Annotated in this window: 30 protein-coding genes and 2 pseudogenes; 13 read left to right on the top strand and 19 right to left on the bottom strand. The window is 29.2% G+C overall.

Translation table 11 applies throughout. From position 1 onward, the window contains the following. Window positions 1-5 precede the first annotated feature (5 nt). From mnmE to rpmH, 6 genes are read right to left on the bottom strand one after another with little or no spacing between them, the layout of a single operon-like run. A complete protein-coding gene (mnmE, locus tag AJN58_RS07320) occupies window positions 6-1,334 on the bottom strand; it encodes a tRNA uridine-5-carboxymethylaminomethyl(34) synthesis GTPase MnmE (RefSeq protein ID WP_002881663.1) in 1,329 nt (442 codons plus the stop codon). After that, the gene (locus tag AJN58_RS07315; RefSeq protein WP_070210211.1) at window positions 1,327-2,145 is read right to left on the bottom strand and encodes a Jag N-terminal domain-containing protein; all 819 of its coding nucleotides are present in this window, start codon (window positions 2,143-2,145) and stop codon (window positions 1,327-1,329) included. The genes mnmE and AJN58_RS07315 overlap by 8 nt, the downstream gene beginning before the upstream one ends. 3 nt (window positions 2,146-2,148) lie before the next feature. Then, window positions 2,149-3,735, bottom strand: coding sequence for a membrane protein insertase YidC (yidC, locus tag AJN58_RS07310; protein ID WP_002861707.1), 1,587 nt, complete (start codon window positions 3,733-3,735; stop codon window positions 2,149-2,151). Next, window positions 3,732-4,073, bottom strand: coding sequence for a membrane protein insertion efficiency factor YidD (gene yidD, locus AJN58_RS07305; RefSeq protein WP_002865962.1), 342 nt, complete (start codon window positions 4,071-4,073; stop codon window positions 3,732-3,734). The genes yidC and yidD overlap by 4 nt, the downstream gene beginning before the upstream one ends. Then, window positions 4,070-4,396 carry a ribonuclease P protein component gene (gene rnpA / locus AJN58_RS07300; RefSeq protein ID WP_002853349.1) on the bottom strand — a complete coding sequence of 109 codons (327 nt, stop codon included), beginning with the start codon at window positions 4,394-4,396 and terminating at the stop codon, window positions 4,070-4,072. The genes yidD and rnpA overlap by 4 nt, the downstream gene beginning before the upstream one ends. Beyond that, on the bottom strand, window positions 4,393-4,527 hold the full coding sequence (gene rpmH / locus AJN58_RS07295; RefSeq protein ID WP_002776864.1) for a 50S ribosomal protein L34: 135 nt from the start codon (window positions 4,525-4,527) through the stop codon (window positions 4,393-4,395). The genes rnpA and rpmH overlap by 4 nt, the downstream gene beginning before the upstream one ends. A gap of 130 nt (window positions 4,528-4,657) precedes the next feature. Between rpmH and AJN58_RS07290 the strand changes: the two genes are divergently transcribed. From AJN58_RS07290 to AJN58_RS07280, 3 genes are read left to right on the top strand one after another with little or no spacing between them, the layout of a single operon-like run. Next, window positions 4,658-5,137 carry a GNAT family N-acetyltransferase gene (locus tag AJN58_RS07290; RefSeq protein ID WP_002867426.1) on the top strand — a complete coding sequence of 160 codons (480 nt, stop codon included), beginning with the start codon at window positions 4,658-4,660 and terminating at the stop codon, window positions 5,135-5,137. Next, window positions 5,134-5,742, top strand: coding sequence for a uracil-DNA glycosylase family protein (locus AJN58_RS10170; RefSeq protein ID WP_070210213.1), 609 nt, complete (start codon window positions 5,134-5,136; stop codon window positions 5,740-5,742). Before AJN58_RS07290 ends, AJN58_RS10170 begins: the two co-directional genes overlap by 4 nt. Then, on the top strand, window positions 5,739-6,929 hold the full coding sequence (locus AJN58_RS07280) for a hypothetical protein (protein ID WP_070233116.1): 1,191 nt from the start codon (window positions 5,739-5,741) through the stop codon (window positions 6,927-6,929). Before AJN58_RS10170 ends, AJN58_RS07280 begins: the two co-directional genes overlap by 4 nt. On the opposite strand, the gene AJN58_RS07275 is transcribed toward AJN58_RS07280, so the two are convergent. Beyond that, window positions 6,921-7,295, bottom strand: a complete 375-nt coding sequence (locus tag AJN58_RS07275; RefSeq protein WP_002871461.1) for a YbgC/FadM family acyl-CoA thioesterase — start codon at window positions 7,293-7,295, stop codon at window positions 6,921-6,923. The two genes, AJN58_RS07280 and AJN58_RS07275, sit on opposite strands and share 9 nt — an antisense overlap. Before the next feature lie 304 nt (window positions 7,296-7,599). Between AJN58_RS07275 and AJN58_RS10375 the strand changes: the two are divergent. From AJN58_RS10375 to AJN58_RS07255, 4 genes and pseudogenes are all read left to right on the top strand, one after another. Further along, window positions 7,600-8,169 (top strand): annotated as a pseudogene (locus AJN58_RS10375) (hypothetical protein); the annotation flags it as partial. A 39-nt stretch (window positions 8,170-8,208) separates the two neighbouring features. Continuing rightward, window positions 8,209-8,678, top strand: a pseudogene (locus AJN58_RS07265) (ShlB/FhaC/HecB family hemolysin secretion/activation protein); the annotation flags it as partial. 73 nt (window positions 8,679-8,751) lie between these two features. Next, window positions 8,752-9,642, top strand: coding sequence for a tRNA 5-methoxyuridine(34)/uridine 5-oxyacetic acid(34) synthase CmoB (gene cmoB / locus AJN58_RS07260; RefSeq protein ID WP_074470040.1), 891 nt, complete (start codon window positions 8,752-8,754; stop codon window positions 9,640-9,642). A gap of 72 nt (window positions 9,643-9,714) precedes the next feature. Beyond that, complete coding sequence (locus AJN58_RS07255) at window positions 9,715-10,293, top strand: hypothetical protein (protein ID WP_002873190.1); 579 nt, start codon at window positions 9,715-9,717, stop codon at window positions 10,291-10,293. Here AJN58_RS07255 and AJN58_RS07250 read toward each other — a convergent pair whose 3' ends face one another. After that, entirely contained in the window at window positions 10,294-10,467 is a 174-nt protein-coding gene (locus AJN58_RS07250) for a hypothetical protein (RefSeq protein ID WP_044779503.1), read from the bottom strand. Window positions 10,468-10,475: 8 nt separating this feature from the next. After that, window positions 10,476-11,003, bottom strand: a complete 528-nt coding sequence (locus AJN58_RS07245; RefSeq protein WP_070233110.1) for a thermonuclease family protein — start codon at window positions 11,001-11,003, stop codon at window positions 10,476-10,478. A 67-nt stretch (window positions 11,004-11,070) separates the two neighbouring features. Between AJN58_RS07245 and AJN58_RS07240 the strand changes: the two genes are divergently transcribed. Further along, window positions 11,071-12,339: a M20/M25/M40 family metallo-hydrolase gene (locus AJN58_RS07240; RefSeq protein WP_044779504.1), complete on the top strand. Its 1,269-nt coding sequence runs from the start codon at window positions 11,071-11,073 to the stop codon at window positions 12,337-12,339. On the opposite strand, the gene AJN58_RS07235 is transcribed toward AJN58_RS07240, so the two are convergent. Next, window positions 12,322-13,569, bottom strand: a complete 1,248-nt coding sequence (locus AJN58_RS07235) for an MFS transporter (protein WP_044779505.1) — start codon at window positions 13,567-13,569, stop codon at window positions 12,322-12,324. The two genes, AJN58_RS07240 and AJN58_RS07235, sit on opposite strands and share 18 nt — an antisense overlap. 39 nt (window positions 13,570-13,608) lie before the next feature. Further along, a complete protein-coding gene (locus AJN58_RS07230) occupies window positions 13,609-14,448 on the bottom strand; it encodes a cysteine ABC transporter substrate-binding protein (RefSeq protein ID WP_070233108.1) in 840 nt (279 codons plus the stop codon). Between the two features lie 220 nt (window positions 14,449-14,668). Between AJN58_RS07230 and jlpA the strand changes: the two genes are divergently transcribed. Further along, the gene (gene jlpA / locus AJN58_RS07225; RefSeq protein WP_070276548.1) at window positions 14,669-15,787 is read left to right on the top strand and encodes a lipoprotein adhesin JlpA; all 1,119 of its coding nucleotides are present in this window, start codon (window positions 14,669-14,671) and stop codon (window positions 15,785-15,787) included. A 91-nt stretch (window positions 15,788-15,878) separates the two neighbouring features. Next, window positions 15,879-16,619, top strand: coding sequence for a YaaA family protein (locus tag AJN58_RS07220; RefSeq protein ID WP_070233103.1), 741 nt, complete (start codon window positions 15,879-15,881; stop codon window positions 16,617-16,619). A 3-nt stretch (window positions 16,620-16,622) separates the two neighbouring features. Here AJN58_RS07220 and AJN58_RS07215 read toward each other — a convergent pair whose 3' ends face one another. Together AJN58_RS07215 and AJN58_RS07210 are read right to left on the bottom strand one after the other, a co-directional pair. Beyond that, the gene (locus tag AJN58_RS07215; RefSeq protein ID WP_044779510.1) at window positions 16,623-17,774 is read right to left on the bottom strand and encodes a M20 aminoacylase family protein; all 1,152 of its coding nucleotides are present in this window, start codon (window positions 17,772-17,774) and stop codon (window positions 16,623-16,625) included. A 13-nt stretch (window positions 17,775-17,787) separates the two neighbouring features. Beyond that, complete coding sequence (locus AJN58_RS07210) at window positions 17,788-18,996, bottom strand: CynX/NimT family MFS transporter (RefSeq protein WP_070233101.1); 1,209 nt, start codon at window positions 18,994-18,996, stop codon at window positions 17,788-17,790. 232 nt (window positions 18,997-19,228) lie between these two features. Here AJN58_RS07210 and AJN58_RS07200 point away from each other — a divergent pair, with 232 nt between their 5' ends. Next, a complete protein-coding gene (locus AJN58_RS07200; RefSeq protein ID WP_002853356.1) occupies window positions 19,229-19,435 on the top strand; it encodes a membrane protein in 207 nt (68 codons plus the stop codon). A 2-nt stretch (window positions 19,436-19,437) separates the two neighbouring features. On the opposite strand, the gene AJN58_RS07195 is transcribed toward AJN58_RS07200, so the two are convergent. Genes AJN58_RS07195 through hemB form a run of 6 tightly spaced genes read right to left on the bottom strand, consistent with a single transcriptional unit; the run spans window position 19,438 to window position 25,193 of the window. Next, window positions 19,438-20,199: a DUF5416 family protein gene (locus AJN58_RS07195; RefSeq protein WP_074470038.1), complete on the bottom strand. Its 762-nt coding sequence runs from the start codon at window positions 20,197-20,199 to the stop codon at window positions 19,438-19,440. Next, window positions 20,196-21,461, bottom strand: coding sequence for a (Fe-S)-binding protein (locus tag AJN58_RS07190; protein WP_070233096.1), 1,266 nt, complete (start codon window positions 21,459-21,461; stop codon window positions 20,196-20,198). Before AJN58_RS07190 ends, AJN58_RS07195 begins: the two co-directional genes overlap by 4 nt. 1 nt (window position 21,462) lies before the next feature. Beyond that, on the bottom strand, window positions 21,463-22,818 hold the full coding sequence (gene hemN, locus AJN58_RS07185) for an oxygen-independent coproporphyrinogen III oxidase (protein WP_002861729.1): 1,356 nt from the start codon (window positions 22,816-22,818) through the stop codon (window positions 21,463-21,465). Then, window positions 22,805-23,296, bottom strand: coding sequence for a DUF2603 domain-containing protein (locus AJN58_RS07180; protein ID WP_044779214.1), 492 nt, complete (start codon window positions 23,294-23,296; stop codon window positions 22,805-22,807). Before AJN58_RS07180 ends, hemN begins: the two co-directional genes overlap by 14 nt. Next, window positions 23,293-24,213, bottom strand: a complete 921-nt coding sequence (gene argF, locus AJN58_RS07175) for an ornithine carbamoyltransferase (RefSeq protein WP_004305704.1) — start codon at window positions 24,211-24,213, stop codon at window positions 23,293-23,295. Before argF ends, AJN58_RS07180 begins: the two co-directional genes overlap by 4 nt. Next, window positions 24,210-25,193, bottom strand: a complete 984-nt coding sequence (gene hemB, locus AJN58_RS07170; RefSeq protein ID WP_044779212.1) for a porphobilinogen synthase — start codon at window positions 25,191-25,193, stop codon at window positions 24,210-24,212. The genes argF and hemB overlap by 4 nt, the downstream gene beginning before the upstream one ends. A 57-nt stretch (window positions 25,194-25,250) precedes the next feature. Here hemB and ribA point away from each other — a divergent pair, with 57 nt between their 5' ends. After that, window positions 25,251-25,811, top strand: coding sequence for a GTP cyclohydrolase II (gene ribA / locus AJN58_RS07165; RefSeq protein ID WP_053872889.1), 561 nt, complete (start codon window positions 25,251-25,253; stop codon window positions 25,809-25,811). Further along, window positions 25,812-26,378 carry a 16S rRNA (guanine(527)-N(7))-methyltransferase RsmG gene (rsmG, locus tag AJN58_RS07160; protein ID WP_004305702.1) on the top strand — a complete coding sequence of 189 codons (567 nt, stop codon included), beginning with the start codon at window positions 25,812-25,814 and terminating at the stop codon, window positions 26,376-26,378. Window positions 26,379-26,380: the final 2 nt, after the last annotated feature.

The raw sequence follows: 26,380 nt of genomic DNA, 5'->3' as shown, positions 1-26,380 counted from the left end.
TCCTTTCATTTTCCTAAACAAAAATTACCAAACATTTCGTCTAAAATTTCATCTCTTTGAAAATCTTTAGTAAATCTTGCAAGTTCATTAATAGCTAAATTAAGTTCAAAAGCAAAAAGTTCTAAAGAACTTTCCTCTAAAAGTCCTTTAGCTCTAAAAATCGCTTCGCTTGAAATTTTACAAGCATTAATAAGATCTAAAGAACTTACCATAATACCTTCGCTATCAAAAGAATTAAGATAATTTTGCAATTCTTCTTTTAACAAAGCGATGTCTTTTTGAGCACTAAGCTTGATAAAATTTTTATTTTGAGTATTTTTGAAAACATTTTCTAAATCACTTTTATTTAAAATCCAAAAGATTTTTTTATCAGTATTTGCTAATAAGTCAAAAATTTTCTCATCTTCTTTATCTTGTACTCTTGAAGCATCAAAGACTGCCAAAATAATATCTGCATCTTCTAAACTTTTTTTACTTAAAGCTACGCCGATTTGTTCTATAGCATCTTTACTTTCTCTAATACCCGCTGTATCTATAATGCGCAATAAATGCGTTCCTAGTTTAAAGCTCTCTTCTATAGTATCACGAGTAGTTCCCGCTATATCTGAAACAATAGCTCTTTCATAAGAAAGCAAGGCATTTAAAAGCGAGGATTTGCCTACATTTGGCTTACCTACAATAGCGATTTTAAAACCTTCTATAAGTCCTTTTCTGCTTTGAGAAAGTGTATAAACTTCTTTTAAAATTTTAGAATTTTCTTCACACATAGTAGAAATTTGTTGTAATAAATCAGAAGGTAAATCATCATCAGCATAATCAATACTAGTTTCTACAAAAGCTAAAGTTTTCACCAAATCTGTGCGAATTTTTTCTAAAAGTTCTCCTAGATTTCCCTGCATGTTGCGTGCTATAATTTTAGCTGCAAGCGCAGATTTTGAAAGTATGAGATCTTGTATATTTAAGGCTTTTAAAGGAGTCATTTTGCCATTTAAACACGCTCTTTTGCTAAATTCTCCCGCTAAAGCAAGTCTTGCCCCTAAACTCACAAGTTCTTCGAGTAAAACTTCACTCACGCTAAATCCTCCATGAGTTTGAAACTCTACTATATCTTCACCTGTAAAACTATAAGGAGCTTTAAAATATATCATTATAGCTTCATCGATGATTTCATTGTTTTGATTAAAAAGTTTTGTAAAAGTAGCATGGCGGGGGGTGAGTTTGGTTTTGTGGCTAAGCTTTAAGGCAAATTCTAAAGCTCTTTCACCGCTTAATCTTACAATAGAAATCGAACCCACGCCATGAGCTGTGGCAATAGCCGCTATAGTATCACTCATCTTTTTTGAAAAAGTCGTTTATTACAACAAATCTTTGATCATTATTTTGCTTAATTCCTACATACTTATCTGGAAATTCAGCTCTTAACTGCTCTAAAGCGATTTTTATCAAAACCCCATCTAAAGGTTTGGTTTGTCCGCGTCCATGAATTTTAATTTTTTCAATCACGCTTTGTAAATAAAGCTGCATACCTTGAATTTGATTTTCTAAAAATTGAGCGATCTCAAGGCGCACTAAAAGATTATATTTTAAATTGATCCAATTATGCAAAAGATAAGAAATAGCCTTGTAACGATGTGCTTCTTTGCCTATCATCAAAGCAGCATCTTCCCCATCCAATCGAATCAAAACACAATCTTCATCATACATTCTAAGTTCACTAAGCTCTATTTTAAACTGGGAGCTTTCTAAAAGTTTTACAAGCTGAATACGAATCTCATCTAAAATATCCTGAGTATTACGCACTCCTTTGCTTTCTCGATGAAAACTATCAAAAATTTCATCACTTTTTACTATGTATTTTTCTTTTTGACTTTTATTTTTTTCATTTTTTATTTCAATCTTGTTTTCTTGTTTTGGCTCATGTGTTTCTGGTTTGTGATTTTTTGAACTTGTAAATTCTTTTTTAGGATTTTTTTTCAAAATCCTTTTTTTTGCTTTAGCCTCTATAATTGCCTTTTTTCTTCCAAATCCAAAAAAACCTTTTCTTGGATGCTGAATAATCTCATATTCTAAGTCCATCACAGAACATTCTAAACTTCTTGAAGCTTCTGTTAAGGCACTTTGAAGATCAATGGCTTCGATTTTCATTTTTCATGCTCCACTTGTTTTTTTGTGATGTTCTTTAGCAAATATTTTATTGATAACCCATTGTTGAACCAAAGAACAAAGATTATTTGCAAACCAATAAAGCGTAAGTCCTGCTGGGAAAGTGATAAAGAAAAAAGTAAAAATCACTGGTAAAAATTTCATAATCTTAGCTTGCATAGGATCTTGTATAGTCATAGGTGTGATAAGTTGTTGTAAAAACATCGTTGCACCCATTAAAATAGGCAAAATAAAATAAGGATCCATTACCGATAAATCATGTATCCAAAACGCCCAAGGAGCTGCTTTTAGCTCAATAGCATTAAGCAAAACGCGATAAATAGCAAAGAAAATAGGAATTTGTAAAAGTATAGGCAAACAACCACTCATAGGATTTGCACCATGTTTTTTATAAAGCTCCATCATGTGCATATTCATTTTTTGTGGATCGCCTTTATAACGCTCTCTAATATCTTTCATTTTAGGAGCAAGATCTTTAAGTTTATTCATAGAAATCATAGATTTATAAGTTAGTGGGAATAAAATAATACGCACAATTAAAGTCATCACAACGATAGCCCAACCCCAATTTCCTATATACTGATGTAAGAAATTCAAAAACTCAAACATAGGCTTAGCAATAAAAGTAAACCAACCATATTCAACAACTGCTTCAAGGCGTGGATCTATACTTCTTAAAATCACATGTTCTTTAGAACCTATATAACCCCCTGCTTTAAATTCATTATCACTATAAGCAAAAACTATAGGGTTTTTATTAGCATCCTTGCTGATTGCCACATTTAAAGGTTTATCAAAATTATAAAAGAAAGTTGCATAGTATCTATCAAAAGCCGAAGTCATTACGACATTATTAGCACTTTCATCCTTCTCTACATCTCCATCTTTATAAGTTTCGATGGTTTCTTTATTATCCATTACCAAAGCACCATGAACTGTATAACTATCTACGGCAATATTTGGACGATATCCTGGACTTATAAAATAATTTGCATTTTTGCTGAGTTTAACTTCTATCTCATAATTTCCTTTTGGATAAAAAGTAATATCTTTTTCGATTTTCAATCCGGAAAGATTTTGAGTGAGTTTTAAAACTTGACTTCCATTTTCATCAACAAAAAGATTGCTAGAGTTAGCAATATAAGGAAATTTAAAAGCCTCTGAGTTAATACTTGGATCACTAAAACGCATTTCTAAAGGATAAGGACTATTTTCCTTGCTAACAAGATTTATAAATTCCCCTTTCTCATTTTGGTATTTTTTATCTTTTAAATAAAAAGCAGAAATTCTACCAAAAGAGTCAATTTGTGCTTCAAAATGTTTGCTTTGAACCTTAGATATCACACTATCTTGCGAAACTAAAGCCGCACTTGGAGTATTTGTGGTGGTATTTTGTATATTAGGAGTGTTATTTATGCTTGTGTTTTGTTGATTTTGTTGTGTAATGTTTTGTTCTATTTTTAAAGGTTGCTTTGGAATGAAAAAATAATCATAAACAACAAAAAATAAAAAAGAAATCACAACAGCCAAAAGTATACGCTTTTGCTGAAAAATATTATTTGAATTATTCACTGATTTGTCCTTTTAAAGATGATTTTTATAAGATAAAAACTTTTATTTTTATAAGGTATGTATAAAAAACAAAGTTGTTTTTTTGCTAAAAATATAGGCTTAAAACATAAATTCATAGGATAAAAATTTTTAGAAACTCTAGGATAATCAAATCCCCCTTTAAAAAAAGGGTTACATCTTAAAATTCTAAAAAAAGTAGAAAAAAAAGCTAGAAAAAAATTCTTTTTTTGAAACTGCCAAAGTGCATACTCAGAACAACTAGGATAATACCTACAAGCAGCGGGTTTTAAAGGGCTTAAGAATTTCTGATAAAAACGGAGTATTTTTAGGCATATCATTTGAAACATTCTAGTTTTTTCAATCCCCATTTTAGATTTTTTTCTAACCTAGAAAAAGAAAGTTCAGTGATTTCATTTTTAGCTACAAAAATATATTTGCCATCTTGAAGATATCTTTCAAACTTAGCAAACAAAGCCCTTAAAATTCGTTTTGAACGATTTCTAACCACTGCTTTTCCAACTTTTTTACTAGCAACAACTGCTATTTTTTTTTCATAACTATTCAGATAAAAAATGATCACACCTTCGCAATGCCATTTTTTACCTACTTTATATACAGATGAAAATTCCTCGTTTGTGCTAAATTTATCAAAATTTTTCACACAGCAAGTCTTTTTCTACCTTTAGCGCGTCTTGCATTGATCACCTTGCGACCATTTTTAGTTTTCATACGAACACGGAAACCATGAGTGCGTTTTCTTGGAGTGCCATGCGGCTGATAAGTTCTTTTCATTTGATTTTTCCTTAAAAAATTATAAAATAAACTTGTATTTTATCTTAATCTTACTTATAAATTGCTTTTAATTAAGAGTAATTTTTAAATTCTTTTGATAAATTTTGAAATTATTTTTAAAAGGTTAAAAATGTCAGAATTTAAAATTATTGATTTAAGACAAGAAGATTTAGATATTTTACAAGAAATGATCATAGAATTTGCAAAATACGAAGATATGTTAGATTTTCTTCAATGCACGAAAGAAAAACTGGAACATTCTTTACTAAAAAATAAATTTGCTCGTGCTTTTTTGTTAAAAGAAAATGAAAAAACTATAGGCTACATGATTTATTTTTATACTTTTTCATCTTTTTGGGGTAGCGGTGGAATTTATCTTGAAGATATTTATATACGAGAAAATTTTCGTAAAAAAGGTTATGGAAAAGCTGTTTTTAAATTTTTAGGAGAAATTTGCAAAAAAGAAAATTTAAAAAGACTCGACTGGGTTTGCTTAAATGATAATATTTTAGGTATTAATTTTTATGAAAGTTTAAACGCTAAACATCTTAAACAATGGAGAAATTATCGTCTAAGTGGAGAAAATTTAGAAAAATTGTGTGATTTATGATAAGAAGTCTTTATTATTTAAAAGCTATGGGATTTAACTTTGTTGATACACATATAAACCGCTTTGAACAAGCACAAAATTTTCAAGAATTAAAACAACTTGTTTCATCTTGCGCCTTATGTCAATTTTCCAAAACAAGAAAATTTAGTCTTATGGAACCTAAAATAAAAAATGTCAAATTGCTAATTCTTGATGTTTTTGGGCAAAAGAGTGAAAATGAAAGTGGAATTTTACTTAATTCAAAAAAAGGTGAAAAATTAAAACACTATATTTATCAAATTTTAGGGCTTTGCGATGAAGATTTTTATTTTTCTTATTTATTTAAATGTTTTTGTAATGGAAAATTTGATGATTTTTCGCTACAATCTTGCTTACCATTTTTCTGGAACGAACTAAAACTGATTCAACCTGCTTTTTTACTTTGTCTAGGAGAATACACATTTAAAAGCTTGGGATTTAAAGATTATCACATTTTAAAAGGTGAAGTTTTTGCTTATAAAAATTTTTTCATAATGCCAAGTTATGATTTAGATTTTATAGAAAAAAATCCAAGTTATGAAAAAAATTTCATACAAGATTTAAAAAAAATTAAAGGATTTTTATGAAAAAAATATTTTTAATATTTTTCTTATCTTGCTTTTTGCTTAGTGCAAAAGAGCAAAAATTAGTCGATGTAAAACCTGTTGAAAATTTTTATCCTAAATTAAGCGTTCAAGAATGCAACGCAAACTGTCTTTTTGATCTTTTAGAATCAAGATTGTATCTTAGTTTTTTAAGTGAATTTGCAGATCAAAACGATCAATTTTTATCTAATGTTTATGCAAAATTATTAAATTCCATTACTGATTTTGAAAAAAATGTTCAAAAAATTACTTCTGTTAAACTTGCGATAATTATCCCAGAAAAAACCATAAAAAGCTACTCAAATACTATAATAAATTCAAGCATAGCCTATCTTTTAAGACAAAGAGCTGAAATCAAAGTAAAAGTTTTTTTAACTGGCACAGAAGATAGTGATAAAATTCGAGCCGCGCTTGATGCAGCACAAGCTCAAGGATATCAGTATGCCATAGCTGGATTTACTCTAAAAGGTGCCAATGAGTTGAAAAATTACTCAGGAAATATGAAAATTTTTATACCGACCATCCATAAAAACAACATACAATTTTCAAATCAAAATATTATTTTTGGAAGTATTGACTATGATGCTCAAATTACCACACTTTTAAGCAAATCAAATGCTAATATCGCAATATTTAGCGATGGCTCTGCCTTATCAAGCAATCTAAATTCAAGAATTCTTGCTCAAAATAATAATGCTAGAATATATACCATAGAAGGCGAGAAGCTTGATTTTAGCAGACTTTTAAGATCACAAGGCGGAGTTAATAATGCCTCAATATTTTTTAACACTCCATTGATCAAAACAGCTCTAGCAAGTTCTCAACTAAGAATTTATAACATTCATCCTTATGTGCTTTTATCCACTCAAATCAACTATAATCCAACATTTTTAAGTTTAACACAACAAGGAGATAGAGAAAATTTCATCATTGCTAATTCTATCAATAACCACGATGATAACTTAGTCTATCTTAATGAAATTTTTAATCAAAGTATAGATTATAACTGGATTGCTTATGCCACTAGTATAGGAGTTGATTACTTTTATACCGAATTCTTAAATAAAAAAAGTGAAAGTTTATTTGATGAGAAAATCAAAAATTCTCAAGTTGATTACAAAGTGCGTCTTATGCAAGGCAAACAAGCAAGCTTTGAAGAATTAAAATAATTCTTCAAAGAGCTTTTTTAACTGCATATCCATTCTAGCTGGTTTTTCGTTTTTAATAAAAGCTAAAGTTAATTCCATTTTAAAAAGCAAAATTTCATCTTTATAAATTTCTTGTGAAATTTCCACAGAAGCATTTTTGACTTCTAAAATTTTTGTTTTAATCTCTATTATATCTCCAAGTTTTGCAGGTTTTAAGAAATTGCAATTTGCTTTTGCAAGCAAAAAATGTCCCTTAGACGCATCAAAAATATCTACTTTTTTATTGAAAAAAATTTCACTTCTTGCTCTCTCACAAAATTTTAAATAATTACTATGATACACCACTCCACCCGCATCAGTATCTTCATAATACACACGCATTTTCATCGCTTTACCTTAAAAAATATTTTACATTTAAAAAACATTAGATTATACAACGGAAATTCTTTGATATCGCTTTTTAGCTTATATTAAAATTCCGTCCAATATTAATTTAATAAAGCTTTTTAATAATATTAAATATATATTATAAAAAATAAAATTAAAAAATAACTTTTTTATTATTAATATTATTTAAATATTTTATTTATAATTAATATACTTAAGAATATTATAATTACGCTTTCTTTTGATAATATTTACAGATATTGTTAAATAGTTAAAATATAATAATCAATATTTAAGGATATCTATGCCAGCCATTAAGCTTTTTAACTTCACGGGGAGGGGTGTAGAGAAATTTTGTTTTAAACTTTCTATTGTTACCTTCTTAAGCATCAATGCTTTTAGTCACTCAAGCAAATACTACAGACAATCGAAATTTCAATATTCCAGAGTATTATTTTAATGATAACAAACTTTATGATAAAACCAATTCTACTTATAAAAACCCCAAGGTATAAATTATTATTCTAAGAGTTCTAAACATGATATTAACAATATTACTTTAATTTATAACAATACTAAAGTTAATATTATAAATATAAACGATTTAAATTTTAAACATTATTTACTTGCTTCTGATATGAGAGAAGATAAAGTTCTTTCTTTTAATAGTGTCAATACAGCTAATCATAGTAATAAAAACAGTTAGAGCACTTCCTTTTTTAATCATAGCAAAAACCGATTATGCTAATGCAAGTTATAATAAACTTATATTAGAACAAGGAGAACTTAGTTCAGTTTTTTATCTTAAACCTAAAGATACTCATATAAAAATCTTAGCAGTTCTAAAAGCAATCAACGCATGAATTTCTTAATGAGGTATAGAAACAAGCAAAGTAGATGGAGTAGAATTTGAAAATTTGCTAAACTTAATGTCAATCTTAACAATACTTATTTCTTTAATGATACCTTTACTCATCTTTTTAGCTTAAATTATCAACAAGTTATTAATGAATCTATTTATACTAGATAATAGTAAAACTATATCTTTAGTAGGTCCTTATGGAGTAAGGGTTTATAATAATGAAGATAGAGATAATGCTGTAGTAGCTAGCTTTGGACTTAGAATGACTACTCCTTTGAAAGATTTTTATATCACTCCTTTTTATGATATAGGTTATTCTTGGTGTGAGAATGTTTCTAAACTATATAGAGTAAGTGAAACAAACTATATGGATACCTATGATTTGCAACTGCTTTATAATAAAACAGGAAATTTTTATGTTAAGCTTGATTTAGCTAAAGCTTTATAAAAATGATGATTATAGTTCTAAAGCTTATGTGAGTTTTGGGAAGTATTTTGAGTTTTTAAAAATTTATTTTTGATCAAATATTTAATACATATGAGATTTATATTGCCATAAAAGCTTTTAATGTTATAATTTAGCATTAAAAGCAAATGTCAAGGATAAAAATGCAAGAAAATTTACTCAAAAAACAATTTCTAAATCACCCTTTATACGCTAAAATTCAAGAACTTAAAGCTCTCAATCTTGCTTGTAATTTTTCTTTAGATGATAGTGTAAATTTATCTACAAATTCTCAAGCCAAAGATGAAATCCTAGCTATAACAAAAGAACTTAAACCATGGAGAAAAGGTCCTTTTAAAATAGACGATCTTTTCATCGATACAGAATGGCAAAGTTTTATTAAATTTAATATTTTAAAGCCTTTTATGAACGAAATTTCTCAAAAATGCGTTGCTGATATAGGCTGTAATAATGGTTATTATATGTTTAAAATGCTTGAATTTAATCCTGCAAAACTCATAGGTTTTGATCCTTCTATCAAATACCGTTTGCAATTTGAACTCATTAACGCTTTAGCTAAAACTCCTATAGAATACGAACTTTTAGGCGTAGAAGATCTTCCAAGCTATGGCTTGAAATTTGATGTGATTTTCTGTCTTGGGGTGATTTATCATAGAAGTGATCCTATAAAAATGCTAAAAGATTTAAAAGCAGGACTTAATAAAAATGGAGTTGTTTTTTTAGATACCATGTATATAGAAGATGAGAGAGAAATCGCTCTTGTGCCTAATAAAACTTATTCTAAAATTCCAAATATTTATTTTGTACCAAGCATTAGTGCATTAAAAAACTGGTGTGAAAGAGCAGGATTTAAAGAATTTGAAGTTTTGGCTACAAAAAAAACCGATGAAAACGAACAAAGAAAAACAGAATGGATAGACTCTTTTTCGCTGGAAAATTTCTTAGATCCAAAGGATAAAAATCTTACCATTGAAGGCTATGAAGCACCCAAAAGAGTTTATATACGCATTAAAATATAAATTCTTTTTATTTTTTGCCGATATTGAATTTTAGATATTTTGAAGTAGATAAGTAGAATTTAAAGGTTAGATATGGCAAAAAAAGATAATTTTGAAGAATATGCACAACTTGAAGAATACGCATCTGCAGAAGATATATCTCGTGTTAGAGCAGAATTACTCACTTGTCCTGAATTAAACACCTCGCTTGCTGGAACCATTATAGAAATTGATAAAAACTATGCCAAATCAATTTTAATAACCACAAGCGAAATGGTAGCAGATGATCAAGGATTGATTTTTGATGCCTTTATTTTCGCTGCAGCAAACTATGTAGCACAAGCCTCTATCAATAAAGAATTTTCAGTGATTATTGGATCAAAATGTTTTTTTTATGCTCCGCTTAAATTAGGCGATGTTTTAGAACTTGAAGCTCATGCACTTTTTGACGAAACCTCCAAAAAAAGAGATGTAAAAGTGGTCGGGCATGTTAAAGAAATTAAAATGTTTGAAGGAACGATACAAGTTGTTAGCACTGATGAGCATATATTTAAACTCAAGCGTCCGCCACTTAATACTGTTAAACCTACAGAAAATCAAGAACAAGGTGCCAAAATCAACAATCCAGAAGCCGTAGCAGCTGCATTAATGGCCTCTGTGGGTGGAAAATAATCAAGGAGTCATTTTAATATCCACCCAATTCTTTGGGCAATCCTTATGATAAGTTCCACTTCCATCATAATATTCTTTGCAATCATCATAAAAACGATTTGAAATTCCTCTTTCATTTACAAAACATCCAGAAATTCCTAAAACTAATAGTATCATTAAAGTATATTTTTTCATGTTTTTCCTTAGAATTTATTGTGTTTTCTCCATTTATAAGGCTCTATAGGATTACCCTCTTTCCAAAGACCTAAATGATTTTTCTTAGCATTTTCTTGTTCTTTAATATAAGCATTACTATAGTAAGTATCAGCCCAAGCATAGCCTTTGCTTACTAAAAATTGATTAATATCAACATTATTAAGCTTTACAATAGCAACAATTCTACCATAAGTATCTTTATTTTTATAAATAATTTCAACTTGTTTACCGCTTAAAATTCTACTTAAAGCTTCTTTTGATTGCTTTCCAAAACTTTGCTTAAGTTCTGGTGCATCTATACCAAAAAATCTTATTCTAGCGAGTTTGTTTTCATGATTAACTTCTATAGTATCTCCATCAATAATTCTAACTACTTTTCCTTCAAAACTAGAATTTTGGGCAATATAATTCTGGATAAAAACAACTACAAGAGTAAAAATTAATACAGAAAAAAGTTTTTTTGGATCACTTAGTAATTTTCTTAAATTAAATAATTTTTTATAATTTATTCTCATTTTTTAATCATTTTGCCTTTAAATTTTAAAAAATATGCCATAATTTTATCAAAACAAAGGAGATAAAATGCAAAATGTTATAGAAAATTTTAAACAATTATGTAAAATTCCTCATTGCAGTTATGAAACAGAACAAATGAAAGAATTTTTAAGCTCTTATGCTAAAGATAAAGGCTTTAAAGTGAGTGTAGATAAAGCAGGAAATATCCGTGCCATAAAAGGCAAACCAAAAATTTGCTTACAAAGCCATTATGATATGGTCTGTATGGGCGATGCACCAAACTTAGAAGTTTATGAAGAAAATGGCTTTTTAAGAGCCAAAAATTCAAGTCTTGGCGCGGATAATGGTATAGGTATAGCCATCATGATGAGCGCTATGGCTGAATTTGAAAATTTAGAGTGTCTTTTTACAAACGATGAAGAAGTAGGACTCATGGGAGTGAATTCACTCGAGCACACTTTAGAATCTAAAATGCTTTTAAATTTAGATCATGAAAGCGATGATGAGATCATGATAGGCTGTGCAGGTGGAGTAGATATAGAAGCTAGCTTGCCTTTTAATACCCTTAGAAAAAAGGGTAAAATTTATGAGCTTTGCGCGCAAAATTTTAAAGGTGGACACTCAGGCATAAATATCGTACGCAACGAAAAAAGCTCCATCAAAGAAATGGCTAAATTCATACAAGAAAATAAAGGAGAAATCATTTCTTTTGAAGGTGGAGAAAGAATCAATTCTATACCTAAACACGCCAAAGCTTTAGTGCATTTTAAAAATGAAGTAAAGAGCAATAACTGGATAAAATGCGATTTTAAAGAAGAAGGTGAATTTGAAATTTGCGATCAAAGTAACAAACTTTTAAGCCTTATAAATTCTTTTACTCATGGAGTTAGAGCTTATGATGAAAATCTAGGTATAATTCAAACAAGCATTAACCTAGCTACTTTAAGAATGCAAGATAAACAAATCAAATTCGCACTTTTTGCAAGATCTAATATACTTGATGGACTTAAGCAAGTAGAATTTGAAACTTTAGAATTTTTCAAGGCTTTTGATTTTAAAGTAAGAAGTTTTAATTTCTATCCACCTTGGGAAGGCAAACCAAACGCACTTAGCGACATGGTTTTTAAAGCGCTTAAAAAAGTATCGCCTAATGCCAAAGTTTCAGCTATCCATGCAGGGCTTGAGTGTGGCATTATAGAGAAAAAACAAGAGCTTTTATGCGCTTCTATAGGTCCAAATATCCATAATCCTCATTCAACTGATGAGCATTGCGAAATCGCTTCAGTTGAAAAAATATCTAAGGTTGTTTTTGAAGTTTTAAAAGACAATGCTTAATTCTTTAATCTTGCTTCTTGCAAAAACGCGTTTTAACAAAAACACACAAAGCAAGGAGCAAGATCCCACTATAGCAAGATAAATACCTAAATACTCTTTATAAAAAGCATTGACTATAAAAGGGGTTAAAAAACCTAAAATCGCATAAGAAATATTATAAGCAAAACTAAGCCCGCTAAATTTAAGTTCGCTTTTAAAAATTTGCGTCATAAAAACAGGCGCGAAAGTAATAATACCTTGTGCAAAACAAGCCAGTAAAAAATAAAATAAAAAATTCTCATCATAAAAACTAAAAAGCACACCAAAAATAATAAAAGCTATACTAAAAATAGAACAAATCCTATAGCTTCCCCATTTGCTTGCTAAAAAACCTTGAAATAAAGCTCCAAAAATCACCGCTAAAATAGCAAAATTTTGCACCCATAAAGCAGAAGTTTTACTCATAGCTAAAAGACTTTCAAAATACTTAGGCAAAATCATCAAAGTTGCCACACCGCTTGTTAAAACCATAGTCATTAAAAAACAAACAAGCATACTCATTTTATGAGTTTTTAAAGCTTCAAACAATGGAAAATTTAAAATTTTCTTTTCATTTTGAACTTTTATAAATTCTGGAGTTTCGCTGAGTTTATTTCTTAAAAACAAAGCTAAAATTCCAAAAAATCCTCCTATGATAAAAGGAATTCTCCAAGCATAGCTTTGAACTTCTTCTGGGGTAAAATAAGATCTTATGCCTAAAGTGGCAATATTTCCTAGCAATAAACCTATGGTTAAAGTCGCTGAAATAAAACCAAGAGCTAAAGGAATTTGGCACCCTTTGACAAATTCGCTCACATAAATCCAAGCTCCGCTCACCTCAGTTCCAACGGCTAAACCTTGCAAAATACGAATAGTGAATAAAATCAAAGTAGCAAATATACCTATACTTTCATAACTTGGCAAAAAAGCTAAAGCAAAACTAGGCAAAACCATCAAAAGCATAGAAATATAAAAAATATTCTTTCTTCCATATCTATCAGCAAAATGTGCCATCACAATAGAACCAAAAGGACGCGCTAAATAAGCAGCACCAAAGGCTATATAAGCATTTATCTGCATCCAAAAAGCATCATTTTGCGGAAAGAATACCTTAGCAAAAATATCCAAAAAAAAAGCAAAAAGCACAAAATCATAAAATTCTAAAATTCCACCCAAAGAAGCATAAATAATATTTTTGTATTTTTTTTGCATATTTTATCCTAAATCAACTAAAGGGCAAAAAGCCCTTTATTAAATTTTTCCACCTTCAATCACTACATCATCAGCCTTAACATCATCTCCAAAATGAACTTTTAAAGTTTCATCATAAGCCTTGTGAAAAAACTGCTCTTGGCCTAGTTTAATGATCAAATTATCGATAAATTCTTTAAGTTCTTTATCACCTTTTTTAACTGCTGGTGCGATAACATCTTTGTTACCTAACTCTTTGATACCCATTTTAAAATCAGGATGATCTTTCACCCAAGCAAAAAGCAAGGTATTATCATGACTTAAAGCATCGCCTCTTTTATCCATCAAAGCGGCAAAAGTTTCAGTATTTTGATCGTATTTTAAAGTTTTAATATTAGGATAATTTTGCGTAAAATACGCATCCGCTGTTGTGCCTTTGTTTAAAAGTAAAGTTTTATCTTTTAAATCTTCTACGCTAGTTATATTACTATCCTTTGGCACAGCTACGCCTAAAGCTACCTTCATATAAGGCAAGCAAAAATCAACCTGTTCAGATCTTTCTGGAGTTTGAGTAAAATTAGCCAAAATAATATCTACTTTATTTGATTTTAAAAACTCAACCCTATTTGCAGCTTCAACAAGAACAAATTGCACCTTATTTTCATCGCCAAAAAGTTCTTTTGCTATGCGTTTAGCTAAAGCTATATCATAGCCTTGATTGTTTCCTTTTTCATCCACATAACCAAAAGGTGGTTTATCGCCAAATACCCCAATCCTAATAACTCCATTTTGCTTGATCTTATCAAGAGAATTTAAAGTTTTAGAGTCAGAATTTCCTCCACAAGCAGCCAATACTACTGCAACAAAGGCCGTTAAAACACTTAGAAGTATTTTTTTCATACATTTCCTTTCTTTAAAAATAAGCTTAAAGCTATTGCAAAAATATATAATAATTGCAAAGTTAATTATACTTAAAATTATAAATAATGCATTTGAAACAAACTAAAAAGATTTTCCTATGTGTAAAAATGTAATTAATCTCACACTCTCTTTTAGCATTGTTTAAATTTTAAGTAAAAAAAGATATAATCTTTGTTTTAAAATTTTTAAGGAGAAAACTATGAAAAAAGGTATTTTTCTCTCTATTGGAATAGCTGTTTTGTTTTCAGCTTGCGGAAATTCCATAGATGAAAAAACAGTTAAAAAATATGAAAATCAACTAAATCAAACAGTTAAACAAGAAATTGCAAACCTTTCTCAGGATTCTGGAATAAAGATTGAATTTTCTGATTTTAAATGCAATGCAGATGGTGATTTTATAGCGTGTTTAAGTTCAAATTTCAAAACTCTTGCAAAAGATAACAACGATGAGTATCAAGAACTATTTCAAGCAAAAAATATCAAAATTCGCTCAAATGAAATTTACAAAGGCGAAGCAAATACATCAATTAACATTAAAGAATATTACAACGATCTTTTTAAAAACCAAAAAAGCATACAATCAAATTTGGTTTTTGAAGATTTTAAACTTGGAGAAAAAGTTGTTAGTGACATCAATGCAAGCTTATTTCAACAAGATCCAAAAATCAGCTCTTTTATCAATAAATTAAGCTCGGATTCTTATACTTTATCATTTGATAACTCCATAAACAAACAAGAAAACAATTATCTAGATAATCTTAATATAAAATTTTATAACGCAAAATTAAATTTCAATACAAATCTAAATATAAATCTAAAAGAAGATCTACTTAATTACCTTGATTCTAAGGGTATAAAATTTAACACTCAAACTTTAGCTATGGATGAACAAGCTATCAATGAACTTCTTAATATAGCAAACTACGAACAAGCTTCAGATTTTAGCAATACAATCCAAAAATACATCATCTTAAATAATTTTAAAATTGATTCAACTCTTAAAACCGAAGGCGTATTTAGTAGCTATATAGCAACTGCTAAGGAAAATTTACAAACCTTAAAAGCTCAAAGTCAAAATGAAGAACAAACATTAATCTTTGATAAAGCTTTAGCTATTTTAAACAATATCACTCAAAATGATGATTATAAACTCAATCTTGATTTAAAATTTAAAAACATCCCTGTTAGTGACTATAGCACACAAGGAATCGACAGCATAGAAAAACTAAGCATCAACAATCAAGACGCCACAGAAGCGTTAAAAATTATACTTCCATTTATCATGTTTTCTATGTTAATGGGCGGAGCGTCGTTTTAAATTTTAAAATGATAAAAACTTCAAAAACATTAAAAGCAAGATTAAATTCTTTGCTCTTAATGTTTCATAACATTAACAAAAAAAGGCTAAAATGAAAATTTTATTCTCCCCTAGTGAAAGCAAAAATGAAAATTGCGTAAAAAATCCTATCAATGAAAACTCATTTATATTTAAAGAATTATTTCCTTATAGAATAAAAGCTTTAAAGCATTATGAAGAATTTATCAAAAACGCAAGTTTACAGAATTTACAAGAACTTTTTGGCATTAAAAATGAAAATGAAATTGATAAATTTAAACACAATTTAAAACAAGCTCCCACTCAAGAAGCTATATTGCTTTATACTGGGGTAAGTTATGAATATCTTAATTTTAAAGCTTTAGATAAAAAAAGTCAAGCTTATATTTTAGAAAATACTCTTATATTTTCTAATCTTTTTGGCGTTGTAAGAGCTAATGATACCCTACCCTTTTATAAATTCAAGCAAGGGGCTAAAATAGGAAATTTTGCCATAGAGAAATTTTATAAAGAACATTTTAGTAAAGCCTTAGATGAATACTTGGAAAATGAAGAAATACTTGACCTTAGAGCAGGATTTTATGATAAATTCTATACCCCAAAAAAGAAATTTTATACCTATAAATTTGTAAAAAATGGTAAAGTCATCAGTCATTTTGCTAAAGCTTATAGGGGAATTTTACTCTCCATAAGTGCAAAAAACCAAGTAAAAAACAATAAAGAGCTTTTAGCAAACCTTCCTTCAAACCTAAAACTCAAAGAAATTCAAATCAAAGGTTTAAAGGAAGAAATTGTGCTTGAAATTCTAGATTAGTTTTTATTTTAAGTATTTTAAAGCTAGCTTCGCATAATAACTTGCAGCCCTAGCTAAAAGCTTATCATTAAAAACATAACTAGAATTATGTAAATAAATGTCGTTTTCATTTTCTAAAAAAGCATAGGCACATTTTTTCATTTCGCAAAAAAATCCAAAATCCTCACTTGCCATTAAAGGACGATGATTAAATTCACAATTTTTTTCGCCAAATAATTCTTTTGCAACCTCACTAGCAAAATCCACAGCTTCATCGTTGTTCATAGTCACTGGTGCAACAACATTTTTATTGATTTTAATCTCTATATCATTAGCCTGTGCAATACCTTTACAAATTTTATAAATTTTTTCTTCAGTTAGTTTTCTAGTTTCATTATCTAATGCTCTAACACTCATTTTAATCGTTGCAATATCTGGAATGATATTAAAAGCATGCCCTGCATTAAAAGCTCCTATGCTTATAACTGCTGAATTTTGAGGATCAACATTGCGAGATACTATACTTTGCAAAGCCACCACAAGTAAAGAAGCAGCATAAATAGGATCTTTTGCCTTTTCTGGAGCACTTCCATGACCACCTCTTCCAATAACTTCAATGCTATAACTATCCGAAGAAGCCATCATCGCACCTTTTTTAAGATAAAATTTCTTATCGCTACCAAAAGGCATATTGTGCCATCCAAAAACATAATCACTATCAAATTTTTCAAACAATCCATCTTCTATCATTGCCTTAGCACCACCCAAACCCTCTTCAGCAGGTTGAAAATAAAGATTTAGAGTGCCATTAAAATTCTGATTTGCTAAATACTTTGCAGCAAGCAATAAAGAAGTAGTATGTCCATCATGACCGCAAGCATGCATTACATTTTCTTTTTTGCTTTTATAAGGCAAATTTGTGCATTCTTGTAAAGGCAAAGCATCCATATCTGCACGAAGTCCTATTTTTTTATCGTTATTTCCCTTTTTTAAAACCCCCACAACACCTGTTTTTCCTATTTCTTCATAAACCTCATAACCAAATTCTTTTAATTTTTGCGCCACTAATTTTGCAGTACATAATTCATCAAAACCAAGCTCAGGATTTTCATGAATTTGATGACGAATTTTTTCAAATTCGCCTTGTAAGTCTAGTATTTCTGGAATTAAATTCATTCTATTTTTCTCCTTATATAAAATTTTCTCTTCTAGGTAAAACAAATTGTGCTAAGATCGCTGAAATAAAAATCAAAGCAAAAATATAAACAAAACCCAAAGTAAAACTATGGGTTTTATCAACACTCCAAGATACTACCCATAGGTTAAATGATAGTATAACAAAGGTAATACTCCAAAAAGCACTCATAATATAAGCAGTTTGATTTGGATTAGAATTTTTTAATTCTGAAGGTAGATTAAAGAAAAATGGAAACCACATAGAATAAAAAATGCCTGATAACACAGCAAAAATCTGTATCAATACTAAATTTTGTAAAAACAACATACAAAATCCGCATATAAAAATACACGCTCCTCCAGACAATAGCATTATTTTAAAAGAAATATTTTTTCTTTTAAAAAATAATCCAAGATAAGGACCAAAAATAATAGCAAAATTAGCCAAGGCTGGAATTTCTTTTTTAGCAAAATCAGCTAATTCTTTACTAAAACCCGCATATTGCGCATAAAAAGTTGGTAAAAAAGTAAAAAGAGAATTTAAAAATAAAATAGGCCCTATGTAAAAAATAATCATACCCCAAGTAACACGAGATTTTAGAGCATAAATAAGATCTTTTGCATTATTCTTTTTTTCTTCTTTTTTATTCTCATCTTTACCTACAAAAAGCCACAAAATCAATAAAATCAAATTAATCCAAGCATAAAATGATAAAGAATCTCTCCAATTTCCAAAATAATTTGAGATACTTTCAGCTAAAACAAGTCCTAGGGTAATGCCTACCAAATTTGAAGTCATATTAAAACTAATTACAAAATGTAAAGCTTTTTTTTCAAACCATTGTTGTGCAATAGGCACTAAACAAACTAAAGCACAAGCTGAACCAAGCCCTGTTAAAAATCTTATAATCAAAATACCACTATAACTATCTACAAAACTTAAAAAGATACCCGAACTCATTAAAATACAGCCTAAAAAATATCCCTTTTTTAATCCGAATTTATAAACCAAAAAAGCAGTAAATGAAGCACCAAAAATTTTCGCAACTACTATCATACTAGTGATTAAAGTAGCTTGCTGAGTATTTAGAGCAAGATCATTTGAAATCAAGGGCATTAAAGACCCTGTTGCTGCCCAAGAGATACTAAAAACAGCATAAACACTAAAAATAATAAATTCAACCCCAATGCGTCTAAAATGAAATAAAAGTGATTTTTCCATATTAAAATCCTTTTTGGATATTTATTAAAATATAACATAAAAAAATGAGATATTTATTATCTTTGATTATTTTTTTAATTTAATTATTTTTTTATATATTTTTTTGTTACTTTTTGAAAATTTATATATAAGTTTAAAGATAAAAAAACTAAAATACAAAATAAAAACCCATAAAAGTTTTTTGAAGTATTTAAATGATATATTTCAAAATCTAGTTTTAAAAAGGAAAAATATGGAATTTTTAGCATTTATTTTTTTGATTATTATATTTTTATTTGTAGTCTTTATCATCGTTACTCGCTATGAAAAAAAGATAAAATTACTCAACCAAAACATACAAAACATGAAAGAAGATATAGCCGATCTTAAAGAAACAACTCAAAAAAATCGCTCTTTAATTGAAAAAAATCGCTCTAATATAGAAAATATAATAAAATAAAACTAAGAAAGATTTGCGATAAGTTTATAGTGTTTTTTCTGATTTATCATTAAAGTAAAAATTTTTTCACTTGAATTTTCGCTTTTATTTTTATAAATCATGCTTTTTAAAAACGGAAAAAGCATCGTACTAGAAGTTTTACCTTGTAAAATAATATGCATAGAACCTTTTAAAATTCCATACTTATAGCTCATACCGCTTGGAAATATATCAAGATTAAAACTTAAACTATCTTCATTACTATCATAATTTAAAATTTCAATTTTAACAAAGCTAATTTCTTGATCTTCTTGAGATAAATTTTTAAAAATTTCAAGTTTTTCATGTTTTTTGATAACAACAACTTCTTGCTTGCTTTCTTTAAAATCAGAAAGAAAATTTTCATTTTTAAAAATTCTTGAAAAAAATTTTAAATTTTTAAATTGCATACTTATTTGTTTTGTGTTTTCATGTATTATTTTTTCAGATTTTAAGATGTCATGTTTTATATTATCTTCTTGGTTTTGATTATCTTTGTTTGATTTCATGTCAAAATCTTCAACGATAATCATATCTTCACTATTACAAATATTAAAATGTTTTACAATTTCTTCAAAAGTAAAACTGTCATCACTAAATTCCAAAAGCTCTATATTTGAAGTGATAAAATCAACACCATCTCGTTCTTCAATCTTATCTTTAATCACAAAAGCATCAACACAAAAGCACGATCTTTGAATTTCATATTCAGAACTTTTGCCTTTAAATACTATCTTCATCATCACAAAGCTTTTGCTATAAGCTCTAAAGAACTAGCAAAAACAACCTTACTTGAATTTTGTTCTAATGCATTTGAAATTTGCATTCTACAAGCTGAACACTCGGCACTTACCACACTAGCCTTACTTTCATCGATCATTTGTGCTTTTTTAAGCCCTACACTTAAGGCTTTATCATAATAATCCGTTTGCATACTCACCCCGCCAAAACCGCAACAAGTATTAGAATTACTCATTTCCACAAAATGATAATTTGTTTTTAAAAGTTCTCTTGGCTCTTTAAAAACCCCTTGCATTTTTCTTGCATGGCAAGGATCGTGATAAGTAATGCTATAATTAAATTTATTTTTTGTTTTTAAAATTTCTTCCAAAGAAGTAAATTTATAAAAATACTCGCTAGCCATATATATCTTAGATGACACACATTTTGCGCGTTTTGCCCAGTCTAAATCATTTTGCATTATAAAAAAATGTTCATAATCTATCTTTAACATAGCCGAACAAGTGGCCTCAGGAACTATAATAGCATCTAATTTTTCTAATTTTTTTTCAAAATACTCAATATTTTTTTTAGCCAAAACTTCAACACTTTTAAAATCACCCGTAAAAAATTGCGGCGCTCCACAACACACTTGTTCTTTCATCAAATCCACATTGATTTTTAATTCCCTAGTGATTTTAAGCACTGCATTAGCCGTATCTATGTAAAAATAATTCGCCAAACAACCTACAAAAAAACCTATTGTTTTTTCTCCATCATTATTGATAAATTTTGGATTAGAATTTAAGAAACTTTTTTTATTAAAACTTGTAAGTAATCTTCCCTTTTTAACAAAAGGCATGGAAAATCTTGCCTTCATACCTGTATTTTCATTCTCATTTTGAATTTTAAACGCACAACTTTGAAACACATAGCCAAGCTTAGCTACCAAATCTAAAATTGTGCGTCTTCTTAAAAAGAAAAAAATAAGTTTTTTATACCAAGCTATACCAAATTTTTTAGCTATGTCATAACGAACTTCTTCTATGGCATTATCTACTCTTAATTTACTTGGACACACTTCAACACAATTGGTACATAAAAAACAAGATTCAAAAACTTTCTTAGCTTCTTTATCAAGTTCTAGAATTCCCTCTTTATAAGCAGATAAAAGATCTAAAAATCCTCTTGGACTGGTAATTTCATCGCGATTTTCTTCATGTATAGTACAAACAGGTATACATTTGCCACATTTAACACAAGCATCACTTATTTGACTAAATTTCATCTTACACCGTTTTTGAGAATACTTTTTTATCTTCACTAATGTTTTTCATATAAGCATCAAAACACATAGCAATATTTCTTATAAGCAAAACACCTGTTTCATTGACTTTGATAAAATTTTCATCAAAATTAATAAAATCTTTGTATTCTTCTAAAGCTTTTAAATCCTCTTTAAAATACTCCTGAAAATCAATGCAAAATTCTTTTTCTATTGACTTGATATCAAGCTTAAAATTTGCCATTAACTCCATAATCACTGCTTTTCTAAGCTCATCATCATCGCTTAAAGCTACGCCTCTTTCAAAAGGCAAAACTCCTCTATCTAATGCAGCCTCATAACTTGACATATCTTTAAAATTTTGCGCATAATGTCTTTGTCCTTCGCCTATACTTGTAAGCCCAACACCGACTAAATCAGCACCACCTTTAGTAGTATAACCTTGGAAATTTCTATGTAAAGTTCCATTTTCTAAAGCTTTAAAAAGCTCATCATTTTCTTTTGCAAAATGATCCATACCTATCATTTTATAGCCGTTTTTACTCAAAAAATTCTCACAAAATTCTAAAATTTCAAGTTTAACATCAGGACTTGGCAAGGTATTTTCATCAAATTTTCTCATATTTTTCTTAAGCCAAGGCACATGAGCGTAATTAAAAATCGCCAAACGATCAGGATTTAAAAGCATAACTTTTTCTAAAGTTTGTGTAAAGCTTTGTAAATTTTGATAAGGCAAACCATAAATTAAATCCATATTTACAGACTTTATGCCTTTACTTCTTACAAGATTTAAAGCATTTTGTGTTAATTCAAAAGGCTGGATGCGATGAATTTCTTTTTGAACTTTTTCATCAAAATCCTGCACTCCAAAGCTGATACGATTAAAGCCATTTTGTGTTAAAACTGTGGCTTGTTCGTCATTTAAAAAACGCGGATCGATCTCACAGCTAATCTCTGCATCTTTAGAAAAATTTCTAAAAATAGATCTGATTTTTAAAATCAAATTTTGAAGTTGTTTAGCACTAAAAAAAGTTGGAGTTCCGCCCCCAAAGTGCATTTGCACCACTTCTCTTTTAGTATCTAAAATAGTACTTAAAATATCAAGCTCTTTAAAAATATAAGTTAAATATCTTTCTTTACTCTCTTCTTTGGCTGTATAAATAACATTGCAACCACAAAAATAACAGGCACTCCTACAAAATGGTAAATGAAAATAAAGCGATAAAGATCTATCTTGCTTTTTTAAAATTTCTATATATTCTTCGTATTTGAAATTTGCATTAAACTCTACTGCTGTAGGATAAGAAGTGTAGCGTGGTCCTGCTTTAGAGTATTTTACAAAAGCTTTATAATCTCTCATTTTGGTTTACCCTTTCTATCATCGCTTGCATATCTACAAATAAATTTGGATGCTTTTGTTTGATTTTAGAAATTAATTTTTCAAGATCAATACTAACTTCCATGGTGCCATTTTGCGCCTTTTGCTTGATCTCATCCATAGCAACCGTCCAAACATCGTTAAAATCTACAGGAATTTGTTGATAAATCGCCTTTTCTAAACGCAATTCAAAATTCTCTTTTTGACTTTGTTTTAAACTTTCAAGTATATTCTTAAGACTTTGTAAAGAAAGCAAAGTGTGAATTTCATCGTTTTCATCAATCACAAACCAAGGCTCAGGAGAATCAAAACTTCCATTTTCAAGAACTAAACATTTTTCGTTTTCATTCTCGCTTTGCTTCATTTTAAAAATCGTTCTATCTTTTTTCTTTATTCCTAGATTTTGACTAAATTCATCAATGCGTTTTAAGCAAATGCTATACTTTTCTAGCTCTTTCATTCTCTTCCTCTCTGATTATCCAAAAAGCAAAGCAAGGCTTTTACCACATAAAGGCGATTTCTTGCTTCTTCAAAAATCACATCTGCATGTTTTTCAAAAATTTCTTCACTCACTTCATAACCCCTATAAGCAGGCAAACAATGAAGCAATATCGCGTCTTTATTGGCAACGCTCATAGCCTTCTCATCGATTATAAATCCTTCAAATTCTTTAATCTTGCGTTCTTTTTCATTCTCTTCACCCATAGAAACCCAAGTATCGGTGATGACTACATCTTTATCCTTTAAGGCTTCAAATTTATCATGACTTAAGGAAATTTTGGCTCCTGAAATCAAAGCCTGTTTCATAGCAAATTCCCAAATTTCAGGGCTAATTTTATAGTTTTTTGGTATAGCTATACTAAATTCAAAGCCCAAAATCGCAGCCGCAATAAGCCAAGAATTGCACATATTGTTACTATCTCCGATAAAAGCAACTTTTGCTATACCATTTTGCATCTTATTCCATTCTTTGATAGTAAGCAAATCTCCTAAAACCTGAGTAGGGTGATAAAGCTCGCTTAAAGCATTGATCACAGGGGCTTTAGAATATCTTGCAAATTCGAGTAAAGTTTCATGTTTATTGACTCTCATCATCACAAAATCAACCATCGCCCCTATCACCCTAGCTGTATCCTTTACAGGCTCGCCACGACTAAGTTGTAAATCATTGCTATTTAAAAATAAAGCCTTTCCGCCAAGCTCTGTTATGGCTAATTCAAAAGCCATTCTTGTTCTTGTAGAATTTTTCTCAAAAATCATTGCTAAAGTTTTATCTTGTAAAAGTTTTTTAGGCTCTTTTTTAAGCTCGCTAGCATGATTTACAAGGCTTAAAATTTCCTCCTTAGAAAAATCTCTTAAAGTTAAAAAATGTTTCATTTTTCTCCTTTTAACATTTTAGCTAATTCTTTGGCATGATAAGTGATGATAAGCTTTGCCCCTGCTCTTTTAAAAGCTATCATAGTTTCATATAAGATTTTTTCATAATCAATCACTCCCGCATTTTTAGCTGCCTTTAGCATAGCATATTCTCCGCTTACATTATAAACACACAAAGGCAAGTTAGAATAAAGGGATATTTCTTTAATTACATCAAGATAAGCAAGAGCGGGTTTTACCATTAAAATATCAGCTCCTTGTGCTTCATCTTCTAAGCTTTCTTCTAAAGCTTCTTTACCATTAGCAAAATCCATTTGATAGCTTTTTCTATCTCCATAACTTGGAGCTGACTCTGCTACATCTCGAAATGGCCCATAATAACTTGATGCAAATTTAGTAGAATACGCCATTATAGGCAAATTTTCAAAACCTTCCTTATCTAAAGCTTTACGCAAAGTAGTGATAATACCATCCATCATTCCACTAGGTGCTATCATATCTACCCCTGCTCTTGCGTGAACTAAGGCTTGTTTGGCTGAAATTTCTAAAGTGGCATCATTATCCACGCTTTTTGTTTTTGGATCGATAATCCCACAATGCCCGTGATCTGTATACTCACAAAAACAAAGATCGCTAATTACAAAAAGATCTGGAAAATTTTTCTTAATCTCTCTTATGCTTCTTGCAACAAGCCCTTCATCATCTAAAGCATCGCTTCCGCAACTATCTTTTTTCTCATTTTCTAAAACGCCAAAAAGTATAATAGCTTTAATACCTAAGTTGACTACATTTTGACACTCTTTTAAAATTTCATCTAAACTCATTTGAAACACATCGGGCATAGAAGAAATTTCTTTTTTTATCCCCGTTCCACTAACCACAAAAAGCGGATAAATCAAATCATTCACGCTTAAAGAATTTTCCCTTACCATAGATCTTAAGTTTTCATTAAGCCTTAATCTTCTAAATCTTTTAAACATTTTTTTGTCCTTTTTTTGCTAAAATCTTAACATAAATTTGATTATAGAGAGTAGTAAATGAAAATAAAAATTTCAGAAATTGCGAATTTACCTAGCAAATGGGGAAATTTCCAAATACAAAGTTTTAAAGAAAATGATAAAGAACATTTATGTATATTTAAAAATACTCCAAAAGACACACTCAATCTAAGAATTCATTCAGAGTGCTTAACAGGAGATGCTTTAGGAAGTTTAAAATGTGATTGTGGAGAACAGCTTGAATTTTCGTTAAAATATATAGACAAAAATGGCGGAATGGTGATTTATCTTAGACAAGAAGGAAGAGGTATAGGACTTTTTAACAAGGTTAATGCTTATGCTTTACAAGATAAAGGTTTTGATACGATTAAAGCAAATCATCAGCTTGGCTTTAAAGCCGATGAGAGAACTTATGAAATTGTAGAATTTATACTCAAACACTATGAAATTTCTAAGGTTAATTTACTCACAAATAATCCCGAGAAACTAGAGTCCATTAAGGAAAAAATCATCACACGCATACCGATTTTAATAGAACCTAACCGTTTTAATGTAGAATATTTAAACATAAAACAAACTCAAATGGGACATCTTAAATAAATGATTTTTAAAGATTATGATTTTTTACAACACTACGATTTAAAAAACTTTAAAGAAAAGGTAAAAATTTATAAAGAATTATTATCTAAATTTAACCGCATTCACAATCTTACTCATTTAAAAAATATAGATGAAAATATCTTTGATAGTATTAAAATTTTAGATTTTTATGATTTTTCTAAAGCAAAAAATATTGCCGATATAGGAAGTGGTGCAGGATTTCCAGCTGTATTTTTAGCCTTTTTACTGCAAAGCAATTTTCATCTTTTCGAACCCAATCCCAAAAAAGCTGCCTTTTTGCGGACACTAAAAATAGAATGCGAACTTTCAAATTTACATATTTACAAAGAAAAAGTTCAAGAGTGTAAAAATACCTTTAAAGCCGATATCATCACTTCAAGAGCCTTAATGGATGTCAAGCCTTTGCTTGAAATTTGCAAAAATCTAAAAGATGAAAATACAATTTTTATTTTATGGAAAGGCAGTGAAATTTATCAAGAACTTGAAAATATAAAAAATTATGAAATTTTTGAAAATAATTTAAGAAAATACTGTATTTTAAAGTAGCC

This window comes from Campylobacter sp. BCW_4321 (assembly GCF_001763075.1).
GTDB lineage: Bacteria > Campylobacterota > Campylobacteria > Campylobacterales > Campylobacteraceae > Campylobacter_D > Campylobacter_D jejuni.
This window is presented reverse-complemented; position numbering and strand designations above follow the sequence as displayed.

Coding starts and splice junctions, on each gene's coding strand:
- AJN58_RS07235 (WP_044779505.1), bottom strand. CDS start 13,569: ATGCAAAAAAAATACAAAAATATTATTTATGCTTCTTTGGGTGGAATT.
- rpmH (WP_002776864.1), bottom strand. CDS start 4,527: ATGAAAAGAACTTATCAGCCGCATGGCACTCCAAGAAAACGCACTCAT.
- AJN58_RS07220 (WP_070233103.1), top strand. CDS start 15,879: ATGAAAATTTTATTCTCCCCTAGTGAAAGCAAAAATGAAAATTGCGTA.
- hemB (WP_044779212.1), bottom strand. CDS start 25,193: ATGTTTAAAAGATTTAGAAGATTAAGGCTTAATGAAAACTTAAGATCT.
- AJN58_RS07215 (WP_044779510.1), bottom strand. CDS start 17,774: ATGAATTTAATTCCAGAAATACTAGACTTACAAGGCGAATTTGAAAAA.
- ribA (WP_053872889.1), top strand. CDS start 25,251: ATGAAAATAAAAATTTCAGAAATTGCGAATTTACCTAGCAAATGGGGA.
- AJN58_RS07245 (WP_070233110.1), bottom strand. CDS start 11,003: ATGAGAATAAATTATAAAAAATTATTTAATTTAAGAAAATTACTAAGT.
- mnmE (WP_002881663.1), bottom strand. CDS start 1,334: ATGAGTGATACTATAGCGGCTATTGCCACAGCTCATGGCGTGGGTTCG.
- jlpA (WP_070276548.1), top strand. CDS start 14,669: ATGAAAAAAGGTATTTTTCTCTCTATTGGAATAGCTGTTTTGTTTTCA.
- AJN58_RS07180 (WP_044779214.1), bottom strand. CDS start 23,296: ATGAAAGAGCTAGAAAAGTATAGCATTTGCTTAAAACGCATTGATGAA.
- AJN58_RS07240 (WP_044779504.1), top strand. CDS start 11,071: ATGCAAAATGTTATAGAAAATTTTAAACAATTATGTAAAATTCCTCAT.
- AJN58_RS10170 (WP_070210213.1), top strand. CDS start 5,134: ATGATAAGAAGTCTTTATTATTTAAAAGCTATGGGATTTAACTTTGTT.
- AJN58_RS07315 (WP_070210211.1), bottom strand. CDS start 2,145: ATGAAAATCGAAGCCATTGATCTTCAAAGTGCCTTAACAGAAGCTTCA.
- argF (WP_004305704.1), bottom strand. CDS start 24,213: ATGAAACATTTTTTAACTTTAAGAGATTTTTCTAAGGAGGAAATTTTA.
- AJN58_RS07210 (WP_070233101.1), bottom strand. CDS start 18,996: ATGGAAAAATCACTTTTATTTCATTTTAGACGCATTGGGGTTGAATTT.
- AJN58_RS07280 (WP_070233116.1), top strand. CDS start 5,739: ATGAAAAAAATATTTTTAATATTTTTCTTATCTTGCTTTTTGCTTAGT.
- hemN (WP_002861729.1), bottom strand. CDS start 22,818: ATGAGAGATTATAAAGCTTTTGTAAAATACTCTAAAGCAGGACCACGC.
- cmoB (WP_074470040.1), top strand. CDS start 8,752: ATGTCAAGGATAAAAATGCAAGAAAATTTACTCAAAAAACAATTTCTA.
- rsmG (WP_004305702.1), top strand. CDS start 25,812: ATGATTTTTAAAGATTATGATTTTTTACAACACTACGATTTAAAAAAC.
- AJN58_RS07275 (WP_002871461.1), bottom strand. CDS start 7,295: ATGAAAATGCGTGTGTATTATGAAGATACTGATGCGGGTGGAGTGGTG.
- AJN58_RS07250 (WP_044779503.1), bottom strand. CDS start 10,467: ATGAAAAAATATACTTTAATGATACTATTAGTTTTAGGAATTTCTGGA.
- AJN58_RS07200 (WP_002853356.1), top strand. CDS start 19,229: ATGGAATTTTTAGCATTTATTTTTTTGATTATTATATTTTTATTTGTA.
- AJN58_RS07230 (WP_070233108.1), bottom strand. CDS start 14,448: ATGAAAAAAATACTTCTAAGTGTTTTAACGGCCTTTGTTGCAGTAGTA.
- yidD (WP_002865962.1), bottom strand. CDS start 4,073: ATGATATGCCTAAAAATACTCCGTTTTTATCAGAAATTCTTAAGCCCT.
- AJN58_RS07255 (WP_002873190.1), top strand. CDS start 9,715: ATGGCAAAAAAAGATAATTTTGAAGAATATGCACAACTTGAAGAATAC.
- AJN58_RS07290 (WP_002867426.1), top strand. CDS start 4,658: ATGTCAGAATTTAAAATTATTGATTTAAGACAAGAAGATTTAGATATT.
- AJN58_RS07190 (WP_070233096.1), bottom strand. CDS start 21,461: ATGAAATTTAGTCAAATAAGTGATGCTTGTGTTAAATGTGGCAAATGT.